Source organism: Shinella pollutisoli (assembly GCF_024609765.1).
Classification (GTDB): Bacteria; Pseudomonadota; Alphaproteobacteria; order Rhizobiales; family Rhizobiaceae; genus Shinella; species Shinella pollutisoli.
Map to the genome: position 1 here is coordinate 1 of NZ_JANFDG010000024.1, position 12110 is coordinate 12110.

At 64.5% G+C, this 12110-nt stretch carries 13 protein-coding genes; 6 read left to right on the plus strand and 7 right to left on the minus strand.

The annotated features are described in order from the left end of the window. Positions 1-225: 225 nt before the first annotated feature. Positions 226-765, minus strand: coding sequence for an invasion associated locus B family protein (locus NNZ72_RS18365; protein WP_257316960.1), 540 nt, complete (start codon positions 763-765; stop codon positions 226-228). 1141 nt (positions 766-1906) lie between these two features. Between NNZ72_RS18365 and NNZ72_RS18370 the strand changes: the two genes are divergently transcribed. From NNZ72_RS18370 to NNZ72_RS18385, 4 genes are all read left to right on the plus strand, one after another. Next, positions 1907-2947 (plus strand): glycine betaine ABC transporter substrate-binding protein, encoded by a 1041-nt coding sequence (locus NNZ72_RS18370; RefSeq protein ID WP_257316961.1) that lies wholly within the window; start codon positions 1907-1909, stop codon positions 2945-2947. 97 nt (positions 2948-3044) lie between these two features. Continuing rightward, entirely contained in the window at positions 3045-3914 is an 870-nt protein-coding gene (locus NNZ72_RS18375; protein WP_257316962.1) for an ABC transporter permease, read from the plus strand. Next, positions 3914-4993 (plus strand): quaternary amine ABC transporter ATP-binding protein, encoded by a 1080-nt coding sequence (locus NNZ72_RS18380; RefSeq protein WP_257316963.1) that lies wholly within the window; start codon positions 3914-3916, stop codon positions 4991-4993. The genes NNZ72_RS18375 and NNZ72_RS18380 overlap by 1 nt, the downstream gene beginning before the upstream one ends. A gap of 135 nt (positions 4994-5128) precedes the next feature. Continuing rightward, the gene (locus tag NNZ72_RS18385) at positions 5129-5506 is read left to right on the plus strand and encodes a helix-turn-helix domain-containing protein (protein WP_257316964.1); all 378 of its coding nucleotides are present in this window, start codon (positions 5129-5131) and stop codon (positions 5504-5506) included. Positions 5507-5792: 286 nt separating this feature from the next. On the opposite strand, the gene NNZ72_RS18390 is transcribed toward NNZ72_RS18385, so the two are convergent. The 6 genes from NNZ72_RS18390 to NNZ72_RS18415 all read right to left on the minus strand — a co-directional run bounded on the left by NNZ72_RS18390 (position 5793) and on the right by NNZ72_RS18415 (position 11078). Continuing rightward, a complete protein-coding gene (locus tag NNZ72_RS18390) occupies positions 5793-6509 on the minus strand; it encodes an aspartate/glutamate racemase family protein (RefSeq protein ID WP_257316965.1) in 717 nt (238 codons plus the stop codon). A gap of 1 nt (position 6510) precedes the next feature. Beyond that, entirely contained in the window at positions 6511-7233 is a 723-nt protein-coding gene (locus tag NNZ72_RS18395) for an ABC transporter ATP-binding protein (protein WP_257316966.1), read from the minus strand. Between the two features lie 3 nt (positions 7234-7236). Next, positions 7237-8019, minus strand: coding sequence for an ABC transporter ATP-binding protein (locus tag NNZ72_RS18400; protein ID WP_257316968.1), 783 nt, complete (start codon positions 8017-8019; stop codon positions 7237-7239). Continuing rightward, a complete protein-coding gene (locus NNZ72_RS18405) occupies positions 8016-8987 on the minus strand; it encodes a branched-chain amino acid ABC transporter permease (RefSeq protein WP_257316969.1) in 972 nt (323 codons plus the stop codon). The genes NNZ72_RS18400 and NNZ72_RS18405 overlap by 4 nt, the downstream gene beginning before the upstream one ends. 4 nt (positions 8988-8991) lie before the next feature. Next, positions 8992-9861 carry a branched-chain amino acid ABC transporter permease gene (locus NNZ72_RS18410; RefSeq protein WP_257316970.1) on the minus strand — a complete coding sequence of 290 codons (870 nt, stop codon included), beginning with the start codon at positions 9859-9861 and terminating at the stop codon, positions 8992-8994. Positions 9862-9956: 95 nt separating this feature from the next. Beyond that, on the minus strand, positions 9957-11078 hold the full coding sequence (locus NNZ72_RS18415; RefSeq protein ID WP_257316971.1) for an ABC transporter substrate-binding protein: 1122 nt from the start codon (positions 11076-11078) through the stop codon (positions 9957-9959). Here NNZ72_RS18415 and NNZ72_RS18420 point away from each other — a divergent pair. Both NNZ72_RS18420 and NNZ72_RS18425 read left to right on the plus strand, forming a co-directional pair. After that, positions 11077-11265, plus strand: a complete 189-nt coding sequence (locus NNZ72_RS18420; RefSeq protein ID WP_257316972.1) for a hypothetical protein — start codon at positions 11077-11079, stop codon at positions 11263-11265. The genes NNZ72_RS18415 and NNZ72_RS18420 overlap by 2 nt on opposite strands. A 128-nt stretch (positions 11266-11393) precedes the next feature. Beyond that, the gene (locus NNZ72_RS18425; RefSeq protein WP_257316973.1) at positions 11394-12080 is read left to right on the plus strand and encodes a GntR family transcriptional regulator; all 687 of its coding nucleotides are present in this window, start codon (positions 11394-11396) and stop codon (positions 12078-12080) included. Positions 12081-12110 lie beyond the last annotated feature (30 nt).

The window sequence follows — 12110 nt, forward strand, 5'->3', positions numbered from 1 at the left end:
CGGCGACGTGAACGGCGACGGCAAGGCCGACTTCGCCATCCACTTCGACGACGCGCTCTCCTTCTCCAAGGGATACTTCCTGCTATAGGACGGGGCCGGCCCGGCGCCGGTCGTCCGGCTTTTCCGTCTCGTGCGACGGCACGGCGACCTGCGTCGGCATGCGGCCGCCGGCAAGAGTTGCGCGGGTCTCGTCCGCGGCCGGAGGGCGCGCTCGATGCATGCCGCCTATCGCGCCAACACGATGCTGCGATCGATCGCCGAGGCGAACCCCCTGAGGCCGACGCCGTAGGTGCGGGGCTGGCCGTCGTTTCCGATCGCCTGGAAGGCGAGCACCTTGCCGTCCCGCAGCTTGCGAAGGGCGGGCTGCGCGAAGTTCAGGATCACGGCGCAGCCCCGCTTGGTGCATTCCCCGACCGTAAGAGACTGCTCCGACGCCTTCCCATCGAGCGCGGCGCGCACGCCGGAGGCGGGCTTCAGGTCGGCGGGCAGCAGGATGCCGCCACGCGCCTGACCGTCCGGCGTGGCCTGAAGCTCGATCATGACGAGCCGCTCGCCGGTTCCGGCCTCGAAGCGCGATTGCGTGACGGCGCAGATTTTCCGGTTTTCGATGATGCGGCAATCGACCTGCCAATCGGCATGGGTCTCGACGATCCGCGACGCTCCGCCCTCGAACGTGAGGGAGGATGTCTGCGAGGCGGCAGGCGTGGTAGGGGACGCGACCAAAAGGCATGCGGCCGCAACCATGCTGGTCAACGAACTGTGCATAATTTGCTCCCGAAGCTCGACGGCATCATGACGCGTCAGGAGGCGGCGATCCGTGCAGTGCCAACCGTGCGAACGGCGAACGGTTCGCGCGGCCCGATCGCGCCGGAAAGCCCCTCCAGACAGTGAGGACAGGCTCCGCCGCTTGCGGTGTCGATCGCGAACCGGTTCAGAAAATCGAGCCGATGATGCCCGGCTCCGTGGAGAATGGCGGCAACGGTCCGGTGGCCGGCATCGTGCCCGCCTCCACCGGCGTGGCGCGCCCGCAGCATATCGCCCGGTCGAGACTCATCCGCATTCGCCGCAGACGTCAGGCCATCCCTTCGCCTTCGGCTGCCGACGTGGGCGGGTGTCGGTGCGCAGTTCCTAGCGAATTGTCCAAGCCGAAGCAGACGTCCGCGGGCGCAAGCCATCAGGAGCGCGGTCGACGGGAGCGTGGTGCGGTTGAGGCGCATGGAACCGTTCCATCCGGGCCGGGTGACGGGCATCGCCGGCGACCGTTTCTCGCAAAGGACGAATAAGGCGATCTGAGCATGCCCTTATAGCATGCCGCCGGACGCAGGCCACAGGACATAGCGGATTTGACGGGGTCTGCGTCCGGGCCGATTCGAGCCTCATCCAGACATAACGATGCGGCCTGCAGGAGTGGTGCCGCAGATGCTTCCTAAGATATTTTCGCCTCCATGGCGTTTGATTTCTAGTTTTTGATGTAGTCCTTCAGAGAAATTGCATTCGATACATACATATTTAATTTGTAAAGATTTTTATAAATAAATTTGCATTGATAATTTTCAAACATTATTTGTATGAATATTAGAGATATTATCCTTTATCTCGAAAGGTTGTCAGTTTTATCGCCCTCGGCAAGGGCGACGTTTGGGGAATGTCTCGGCAGGCCGGCGAAAGAGGCGCTAGCGGCCAAGGGAAAATTTTTTTCATATTAACTCCCGATATTATAGATTTAATTTTCATGTGAAAATTTATTTTCCTCCTTAATATAGATTATATATGTTACAAATTTATATTGTTTTAGAATAATAAACTTTCTGAAAGTATACTTCAGATGATTAATATATCGTATATTTGACATGATATTATGCGATCGATAGCCTTAATGCGTATTAAATTTTGCATGGGGCTGAATATGCTTAGAAAATCGGGCGTTTTTGCCACCCTTGTGGGTGCTTCCTTTCTTTCCGCCGGTCTCGTTGCCGCATTGCCAGCGGCGGCGAATGCGCAAGATGCTGCCGCCTGCGGTACCGAGAGGAAGATCGACATAGCCGAAATGACCTGGCCGTCGGCGGCGGCGCTCGCGCATATCCACGCCATCATTCTCGAGCACGGCTACGGCTGCTCGGTCGAGATCGTGACCGGCGACACGGTGCCGACCTCCGCCTCGATGATTTCGCGCGGCACGCCCGCCGTCGCGCCGGAATTGTGGACCAGCACGGTCGAGGAAGCATGGGAGCGCGGCATCGCGGACGGCATCGTCGTCAAGCTCGGCGACGCCATCACCGACGGGACGGTCGAGGGCTGGTTCATCCCGCGCTACGTGCAGGAGAAAAATCCCGAATTGACGACCGCCGAGGCGGTGATCGCCCGGCCGGATCTTTTCCCGGACCCGGAGAACGGCGACAAGGGACGGCTGTATTCCTGCCCGCCCGGCTGGGCGTGCGAGCTGTCGACCTCGGCGCTCTATGAGGCGTTCGACATGTCCGGCAAGGGCTGGAACCTGTTCTCGCCCGGCTCCGGCGGCGCTCTCGACGCCTCGATCGCACGCGCCTTCACCCGCGAGGAACCGATCCTCTTCTATTATTGGGGGCCGACCTCGATCCTCGGCAAGTTCGATGCCGTCCAGCTCGATCTCGGACCGGTGAAGCCGGACATCTATGCCTGCAACACGGACACCGACTGCACCGACCCGCCGGGCATCACCGCCTATCCGTCGTCTCCGGCGATCATCGGCGCCGCGGCCTGGCTGTCGAAGGAGGCGCCGGCCATCGCCACCTACATGGCCAAGGCCGGGCTGAGCAATGCCCAGATCAGCTCGCTCCTCGTCTATGGCGACGAGAACAAGGCGGATGCGGCCGAAACGGCTCGCAATTTCCTCAAGACCGAGCAGGAACTGTGGACGAGCTGGGTTCCGGCCGAGGTCGCGGAGAAGGTGCGCGCATTCCTGAACTGACGGAGAGGGGGCCATTCCTGGCTGCAGGCGACCGGGCCGTCCGCCCGGTCGCATTTTTTCCCGACAGGTTTCCAATCCTGCATTGTGAGAGGGACGGATGTTTCCGGAACTGATCGACACGAGGCCGCTCAGGCGTGCCGTGGACGACGGGTTAGGCTGGGTGGTGCGCAACTGGGGCGGCGAGCTCGAGGCCGCCGCCTATCCGCTGCTGATGCTGCTGAACTGGATCGAGCGGCTGCTCATCGCAACGCCGTGGTGGCTGTTCATCGCCTTCTTCGTCGGCCTCGCCTTCGTGGCGACGCGCAACTGGCGGCTGCCGCTGGTCGTTTTCCTCGGGCTGATCTTCCTCGGCCTGATGCAGCTGTGGCGCGACGCGATGATAACCACGGCGCTCATGGTCGCCGCCACGCTGACGGCGATCGTCGTCTCCATTCCCGTCGGCGTCTGGATGTCGCGCTCCGAGCGCGTGCGCCAGATGGTGACGCCCGTGCTCGACCTGATGCAGACCCTGCCGAGCTTCGTCTATCTCATCCCGACGGTGATGATCTTCGGGCCGGGCAAGATACCGGCGCTGCTCGCCACCATCGTCTACGCGTCGCCGCCGCTGATCCGGCTGACGGATCTGGGGCTTCGCAACGTGGATCCGGCGGTGATGGAGGCGAGCCGGGCGTTCGGCACCTCGTCCACGCAACGCCTCTTCGGCGTGCAGATCCCGCTCGCGCTGCCGACGATCCTCGCCGGCATCAACCAGACGACGATGATGGCGCTCGCCATGGTCGTCATCGCCTCGATGATCGGCGCGGGCGGGCTGGGCTACCAGGTGCTTCAGGGCATCGGCCGGCTCGAGGTCAGCCGCGGCCTGTTCGCCGGGCTCGGCATCGTCGCGCTTGCCATCGTCTTCGATCGCATCACCCAGGCATACGGCCGCCGCATCCAGGAGCGGATCGGCGTCGGGGAGGTTCGCTGATGACGGAACATGGTCAGCTTCATGACGCTGCTCCCGCGGCCGTTCCGGACGATCCCGCTATCGTCATGCGGGGCGTCACCAAGATCTTCGGCCCCGATCCCGAGGCGGCGCTGGCGCTGCTGCGGGAAGGGAGATCCAAGGCCGATGTGCAGGCCGAGACCGGCCACGTCGTCGGCCTCGACAACGTCTCGCTCGATATCGCGCGGGGGCAGATCTACGTCGTCATGGGGCTTTCGGGCTCCGGCAAGTCGACGCTCATCCGTCACGTCAACCGGCTGATCGAGCCGACGGCGGGCGAGATCGTCGTCAACGGCGAGAAGGTGCTCGACATGACGATGGCGCAGCTCGGCGATTTCCGACGCAACCGCATCGCCATGGTGTTCCAGAAGTTCGGGCTGCTGCCGCACCGCTCCGTCATCGACAATGTCGCCTATGGCCTGGAGACGCGCGGAGTGGGCAGGGCCGAGCGGCTCGAAAAGGCCGCGCACTGGATCGGGATCGTCGGCCTCTCCGGCTACGAGACGTCGCGGCCGCGCCAGCTCTCCGGCGGCCAGCAGCAGCGCGTCGGCCTTGCCCGGGCGCTGGCGATGGACACCGATATCCTGCTTATGGACGAGGCTTTCTCCGCGCTCGACCCGCTGATCCGCTCGGGCATGCAGGAGCAGCTTCTCGAGCTGCAATCCTCGCTGAACAAGACCATCCTGTTCATCACCCACGATTTCGACGAGGCGCTGAAAATCGGCAACCGTATCGCCGTGCTCAAGGACGGGGCCGTGCAGCAGGTGGGCAGGCCGGAGGAGATCGTGCTGAACCCGGCCAATGCCCATATCGAGGAATTCGTCCGTGACGTGAACAAGGCGCGGGCGATCCATATCCGCACCGTCATGGAGGAAGGCGCTTTCGAGCCGTGCGAGATGGCGATGCCGGCCGATGCGCGCTGCGAGGACGTGCTGCCCTGTTTCGACCAGCATGAATGGGTGGGCGTTCTCGACGGCACGGGCAGGCAGATCGGGCGCGTCCGGGCACGCCAGGTCATCAAGGCGCTGGCACGCTATGCGCCTTCGAACGGGCAGGCGTAGGGCATGGCCTCACGACAATCGCGGCGATCCAGGCTTCTCCTGGTTAGGAGCGGCCACCTTCCCCGACGGACGTCCTCGTGTCGGCACGAGGAGTGCTCTTACCCTTTTCCCATCCGACAGACTGGAGAATGAACGATGCTTTGCAATGACACCGCTCCCCACAGCGACGATACGCTCGGCGGGCGCATCTCGATCGCCCGCGAGGCGATCGGCCTTTCCGCCGAACAGGCCGCCGAAAGGCTCGGCGTCCTTCCGTCAAGCTGGAATGCGTGGGAGCGGGACCGCGACGTTCCGCGCGCCAACCGGCTGGCGATGATGGCCGGCGTTCTCGGCGTCAGCCCGTCCTGGCTGCTGACGGGCCTCGGGCATGGTCCGCTGGCGCAAGGGCCCGATGACGATCCGGCCGAATTGCGCCGCGCGCTGCGCCGGGCGGAAGAAGAGATCGAGGTGCTCAACCGGCGCATGCGCCAGATCGCATCACGCCTCGAAGGCGAGGCGGTCGCGCAGCCATAAGGCCTGCCGCAAGGTACGTCTTTCTCATCGCCGATCCCGCGAGAGCCGGGCGACGGAAGCGAAAGCGGGTGAAGAAGAATCCTCGCAGCCTTCCCGAGCACCGCTGAAATGCCCTGTCCCGCGTCGTGCTCGGACCTGCCGGCCCGCACGACCGAGGTCAGTGCCCCTGCGATCTGCGGGACTTGGACGGGTCGATGGTGAAGGACTGGAACGTGCGTTCTTCTCCGTCGACGGCTCCCGCTGCATCTCCTTGCATTGCTTCTGCGGATCGCCTCCCGCGTCTGCACTAGGTGCCGAATATGCGCTCCAGCTTGCCGGCCGGCGGCGGGGCGTAGCCGCCGAGACGGGATGTGCGCATGTCGAGGCCGGCCATGGCCTCCGCCATCTTCACGGCGCAGGAGACGCCGTCGAGGACCGGCAGGCCGTGTTCGGCCGCAAGCGCGGCGGCGAGGCCCGCCATGCCGGCGCAACCGAGCACGATGGCCTCGGCGCGATCCTCGCGGATGGCGAGGCCGATCTCGGCGCTGATCCGCTGGCGCGCGTTGGAGCCGGGCTGCTCCAGCTCCAGCACGGCGACCTCGGAGGAGCGCACGCGCGCGCAGCGGGCATCGAGGCCGTAGCGGGCGAGATTATGCTCCAGCGCCGGCACGGAGCGGGCGAGCGTCGTCACCACGGAGAACTTGTTCGAGAGCATCGACGCGAAATGATAGGCGGCCTCGCCGATGCCGATCACCGGCCTGTCGGTGAGGCAGCGGGCGGCGTCGAGGCCGGTGTCGTCGAAGCAGGCGATGACGACGGCGTCGCAATCCGGATGGCGGTGGATCGTGTCGAGGAGGCCGGCGAGGCTCATCGCCTCGTCGAAGTAGCCCTCGATGGAGACGGGACCGCGGGCCGGGTTGACGGCCGCGATCTCCGTGCCGGGTGAGGTGGCGGCGCGCGCCGCCTTCGCGATGTGATCCGTCATCGATGCGGTCGTGTTGGGGTTGATGACGAGGATCTTCATGTCAGAGTTCGCCTCCGAGATAGGCAGCCTTGATGCGGTCGTCGTTCATCAGGTCCCTCGAATTGCCCGACAGCGCGACCGAACCGGTGGAGAGCGCATAGGCGCGGTTGGAGATGGAAAGCGCCATGCGGCTGTTCTGCTCGACCAGCAGGATCGAGACCTTCTCGTCGCGGCTGATGGCGACGATGGCGCGGGCGATGTCCTGCACCAGCTTCGGCGCGATGCCGAGGGAGGGCTCGTCCAGCAGCAGGAGCCTGGGCCTTGCCATCAGCGCGCGGCCGATCACCATCATCTGCTGCTCGCCGCCGGACATGGTGCTGGCCTGCTGGTGATAGCGTTCGCGCAGGCGCGGGAACCGCGTCAGCACGTTTTCCAGCGACTGCTCGATCTCCGCCTTGTCGGAGCGGGTGAAGGCACCCATCAGCAGGTTGTCCTTCACCGACATCAACGGGAAGGCGCGGCGCCCCTCCGGCACCATGGCGATGCCGCGGCGCACGATATCGGAGGCCGACGTGCCGTCGAGCCTCTGGCCCTGGTAGAGGATCTGGCCCGACCTGATCGGCCTCAGCCCCGTGATCGCGCGCAGGATCGAGGACTTGCCGGCACCGTTCGCGCCGATCAGCGCGACGGTCTCGCCTTCGTCCACATCGATCGAGACGCCCTTCAGCGCATAGATGTGATCGTAATAGAGTTCGATGTTCTCAACGCTCAATATCTTGGTCATGGCTTACATCCCGATCGCCGCGTCTTCGGAGCCGAGATAGGCTTCGATCACCTTCTCGTTCTCGCGGATTTCCTTCGGCGTGCCCTCGGCGATCTTCTGGCCGAAGTTGATGCAGACGATCCGGTCGCTGATCTTCATCACCGCGGGCATGTCGTGCTCGACGAGAAGGACGGTGACGCCGCGCTCGTCGCGCAGGCGCCGCACGAGGCCGACCATCTTCATCGTCTCGTCGTGGTTCATGCCGGCGAAGGGTTCGTCCAGCAGGATGACCTTCGGGTCGGTGGCGAGCCCGATCGCCATGCCGAGCGCGCGCAGATGGCCCTGCGGCAGGTTGGAGGCGAGCTCGTTGCGGATCGCCTGCAGGCCGAGGAAGTCGACGATGTCGTCGGCCGAGGCCGCGAAGGCCGCCTCGTCCTCCTTCGCCTGCTTCGTGCCGAGGAAGAAGCCGAGGAGGCTCGCCTTCGAGCGCAGGTGGTGGGAGACGATGATGTTCTCGCGCACCGTCATGGAGCGGAAGATCGTTGTTTCCTGGAAGGTGCGCACGACGCCCATGCGGGCGACCTTGTGCGGGGCGAGGCTGGAGATGCGCGTGCCGTTGAAGAGCACTTCCCCCGACGTCGCCGGCACGAAGGAGGAGATCAGCTTGAACAGCGTAGACTTGCCCGCGCCGTTCGGGCCGATCACCGAGAGGATCTCGCCGGCCTTCACGTCGAAGGACACGTCGTTGACCGCCGTCAGGCCGCCGTAGCGCTTGGTGATGTTCTTGATCTGCAGAATGGGGGTCATTTGCCGCCCTCCTTCTTGTCGAGAAGGCTGAGGACGCCGTTCGGCAGGACCAGCATGAGCGCGATCATGACGCCGGAGTAGATGAGGAGCTGGTACTCCTTGGCGATGGAGAGCAGGTCCCAGCCGAAATAGAGCAGGAACGTGCCGAGCATCGGCCCGAAGACATAGCCGAGCCCGCCGAGGAAGCAGTACAGCATGAAGTTCACGCTGTCGGCGACCACGAAGGAGGACGGATAGATCGACTGCGCGATGGAGGCGAACATGGCGCCGGCGATGCCGCCGAAGAACGAGGAGATCGCATAGGCGAGGATCCGGAGATAGGCGGTGTTGACGCCGATCGAGGCCGAGAGCTCCTCGTTCTGCTGCAGGCTGCGGCAGAGATGGCCGAGCCGCGAGTTCACGATGCGCCAGAGCACGAGGTAGGTGACGACCATCAGCACCGACGCCATGATGTAGAAGCCGAAGCGCGGGTTGGAGAGCGATCCGAAGGCCGGAATGATCGTCAGGCCGAAGAGCGAGAGCTCGCCCGGCAGCGGGATCGAGGTGATGCCCTTGGCGCCGCTGGTGATCGGCAGCGCGAGCGCGGTGAGGCGCGCGACCTCCGTCAGCACCAGCGTCACCATGGCGAAATAGACGCCGCGCAGCCGCAGGATCGGCAGGCCGATCACCACGGAGACGAACGCGCAGAAGAGGCCGGCGATCGGCAGCGTCAGCCAGAAGGAGACGCCGGCCTGGGTGACGAGGATCGCCGAGACGTAGCCGCCGATGAGCGCATAGGCGCCCTGGCCGATATTGATGCGGCCGATGTAGAAGGTGAGCCAGACGCCGGCGGCCGCGACGGACAACAGCGCCACCGAGGTCAGGGTGTAGAAGAAGCCCCAGCGCCCGGTCGCGTTGATGATGAGCGGCACGAGCACAAAGACGACGAGGAGGAAGGCGGCGAAGCCGAGCAGTTTTTTCGCGTTCATCGGCTCAACCCCACGGCTTGCCCATCAGCCCCTGCGGGCGGACGGCCAGGAACACCATCAGCGAGGCGAAGATGGCGAGATAGGTGATGTCGCCATAGGCCGAGAGCACGGTCAGCCCGACGCTCTCCATCATGCCGAGGATGAAGCCGCCGGCGATCGCGCCCGAGATCACCCCGGCCCCGCCGATCATGATCATCAGGAAGGCCTTGATGGAGGTCGGGCCGCCCATGCCGAGGTTGACGCCGGTGATGGTGACGAGGAGGCCGCCGACGAGGCCGGCGAGCATGGCGCCGAGCGCGAAGCCCAGCATGGAATAGCGCGAGACGTCGACGCCCATCAGTTGCGCGGCCGTGCGGTCCTGCGCCAGCGCCCGCATGGCGCGGCCGGAGCGCGAATAGTTCATGAAGACGATGAAGGCGACGATGAGCAGGACGGCGAGCACGCCGATCAGGATGCGGTCATAGGGCATGATGATGCGCATGTCCCAGTTGAAGACGCCGTTCACGACCTTGGGCACGCCGCGCTGCTTCTCGCCGAAGAACAGCAGGATGACGGCATCGAGGAAGAAGGCGACGCCCGCCGCCAGCAGCATGGTCGATTCGTCGCGCTTGGAGCGGCGCACGACCGGGGCGAAGAGGAATTTCTCGATGGCCGCGCCCATCACCGCAAGCGCCAGCGCCGAGGCGAAGAGGCCGACGACGAAGGGCAGGCCGAGCTGGACGACGACCGTGTAGGTGACGAAGCCGCCGAAGACGTACATCTGCCCGTGGGCGAAGTTCAGCACGTTCATCAGCGAGAAGATCAGCGTCAGCCCGAGGGCGATCAGCGCATATTGCGCGCCGAGGTAGAGACCGTTGGCGATTATCTGTTCCATCGTGAGCCTCCAATGGAAGGTTCAGGCAAAGGCGGACCCGGACGGACCGCATGCGCCGTCCGGGTCGTATTTCCATGCGGATGCCTGGGCTCCGGTCAGTCGACCTGGCCGACGAACAGCGTCTCGAACTTGCCGCCCTTGTACTCGTTGACGACGAGCGGGACCGAAACCTGCCGCTTCTGGCCGAAGGAGGTCATGCCGACATAGGTCAGCTTGGCGTCGCCCTTCATGAAGGGGTTCGGGGCCTCGAACGTGTCCATGGTCTTCTTGTATTCCTCGACGTTGTCGATGGCCGCCGGGTTCGCCTTCAGCGTCTCGATGATGTATTCGAGCGCATAGACCTTGGTGTTGGACTCGTCGTTGTATTCGCCGAACATCTTCGTGTAGCGCTCGACGAACTCGTTCATCGTGTCGCTGGCAAGTTCCGGCGTGGAGGCGCCGCCGACCGAGATGAAGCCATCGGCGAGGTCGCCCGCGCCTTCCTGCAGCACGGCCGCATCCTGCGCCGTCTCGGTCGAGATGAGGCCGGTATAGCCGAGCTCGCGCGCCGAGCGGATGAGCTGCGGGGCATTCGCCGGCGAGACGCCGGAGAGCACGAGAAGATCGGGCGCGGCCTGGATGACGGGCAGCAGCACGGGGGTGAAGTCGGTCGTGTCCACCTGGTAGGTGACGTTGCCCGAGACCACCTCGAGGCCGAGCGCCTGGGCCGCCTCGATGCCGGATTCGCGCTGGCTGAGCGGGTCGGACTCATTGGCGGCGACGAACGCCACCTTCTTCACGCCCTTGTTCTCCATCAGGTATTTGTAGATGGCCGGGCCGGACTGGTAGTTCGCCACCATGCCGAGGATCGCGTTCGATGCGGGCGGCGTGAACAGCGCTTTCGGGAAGGAATAGGGGAAATACATGATGCCGTTCTGCTCGGCGACCGGGCGGACGGCGGCCGCGCCGTCGTCGACGTTCGGGCCGACGACGTAGTGGATGCCGTCTTGCGCCATCTTCTCCATGCCGGCGATGGCGCGCTTGGGGTCCTTCTGGTCGTCGAAGGCGACGATCTCGATATTGTAGGTCTTGTCGCCGATCTTGACGCCGCCGAGCTCGTTCAGCCAGGCGGCGCGCGCCTCCATCGATCGCTGGTTGGAAATGCCCCAGGCCGCCGCCGGGCCGGAGGTGACGCCGACGAAGCCGATCTTCAGCGTGGCGTTCTGAGCATATGCCATGAGCGGTATCGACAGGACGGTCGCTGCTGCGAGGGCGGAAAACTTCAGGAATGTGCGCTTGTGCATGATGTTCTTCCTCTGGGCCATTGGTCTGTTTTCTATGGGCGAGCGGGCCGCGAGGGCGGCCACGAACGGCCTTGGCCAGAGCATTGAGCGTATTGTTAACGATCCTGTCAAGATGTTGTAACAACTGACGTCAAATCATGTCGACGAAATCGGCCCTTGTTGGTCAACCAAATCCGACATATCTAAGGGCCTTGCAGCAGATATGCATGTCGAGGGAATGCGGTGGTCGATCTGGATCGGGGGAACATTGTGGAGGCGGACGAGGTCGACGAGGCCGACATCGTCGAGCGCATTTTCGATGCCGTCATCGAACAGAGGCTGCCGCCGGGAACGAAGCTTTCCGAATCCGCGCTGTGCGAGGCCTTCGGGGTCGGGCGCATGCGCATCCGCCGGGCGCTGCTGCTTCTGGCGAGTCGCGAGGTCGTCGAGCTTCACGCCAATCGCGGCGCCTTCGTCGCCTCACCCACGCCCGAGCAGGCGCGGCAGGTCTTCGAGGCGCGGCTCGCGCTGGAGCCGAACATCACGCGCCTGGCCGTCCAGCGTGCCAGCGAAGAGGACATCGCCGAACTGAACCGTCTCCTCGAACTGGAATACGTCGCGCACAGGGAACGCCGCCGGCACGATGCGATCCGCCTGTCCGGCCAGTTCCACACCATCCTGGCGCAGATCGCAGGCAACGCCATCCTGATCCGGACGATGAAGGAGCTCGTGACGCGCACCTCGCTCATCATCGGCCTTTTCGGCGCGCCGGGCCTGAGCGACTGTCGGGACGACGACCACGCGGCGATCGTCCGCGCCTTCCACACGCGGGATGCGGAGAAGGCGGCCTGGATGATGACGCTCCACCTGAAGCATATCGAGAGCCATCTCCAGCTGAATGCGAAACCGCGCGAGGCGGTCGATCTGGTGGAGCTTTTTGCGCAGAGGACGGTCTAGGCCCGCGCGTCGCCCGCCTGCCGGCGCGAT

What these genes read in the sequence shown, in the direction of transcription:
- NNZ72_RS18365 (WP_257316960.1), bottom strand. Translation starts at nt 765, where the DNA reads ATGCACAGTTCGTTGACCAGCATGGTTGCGGCCGCATGCCTTTTGGTC.
- NNZ72_RS18420 (WP_257316972.1), top strand. Translation starts at nt 11,077, where the DNA reads ATGAGCGGTATCGACAGGACGGTCGCTGCTGCGAGGGCGGAAAACTTC.
- NNZ72_RS18380 (WP_257316963.1), top strand. Translation starts at nt 3,914, where the DNA reads ATGACGGAACATGGTCAGCTTCATGACGCTGCTCCCGCGGCCGTTCCG.
- NNZ72_RS18405 (WP_257316969.1), bottom strand. Translation starts at nt 8,987, where the DNA reads ATGAACGCGAAAAAACTGCTCGGCTTCGCCGCCTTCCTCCTCGTCGTC.
- NNZ72_RS18375 (WP_257316962.1), top strand. Translation starts at nt 3,045, where the DNA reads ATGTTTCCGGAACTGATCGACACGAGGCCGCTCAGGCGTGCCGTGGAC.
- NNZ72_RS18415 (WP_257316971.1), bottom strand. Translation starts at nt 11,078, where the DNA reads ATGGCATATGCTCAGAACGCCACGCTGAAGATCGGCTTCGTCGGCGTC.
- NNZ72_RS18410 (WP_257316970.1), bottom strand. Translation starts at nt 9,861, where the DNA reads ATGGAACAGATAATCGCCAACGGTCTCTACCTCGGCGCGCAATATGCG.
- NNZ72_RS18370 (WP_257316961.1), top strand. Translation starts at nt 1,907, where the DNA reads ATGCTTAGAAAATCGGGCGTTTTTGCCACCCTTGTGGGTGCTTCCTTT.
- NNZ72_RS18395 (WP_257316966.1), bottom strand. Translation starts at nt 7,233, where the DNA reads ATGACCAAGATATTGAGCGTTGAGAACATCGAACTCTATTACGATCAC.
- NNZ72_RS18385 (WP_257316964.1), top strand. Translation starts at nt 5,129, where the DNA reads ATGCTTTGCAATGACACCGCTCCCCACAGCGACGATACGCTCGGCGGG.
- NNZ72_RS18400 (WP_257316968.1), bottom strand. Translation starts at nt 8,019, where the DNA reads ATGACCCCCATTCTGCAGATCAAGAACATCACCAAGCGCTACGGCGGC.
- NNZ72_RS18390 (WP_257316965.1), bottom strand. Translation starts at nt 6,509, where the DNA reads ATGAAGATCCTCGTCATCAACCCCAACACGACCGCATCGATGACGGAT.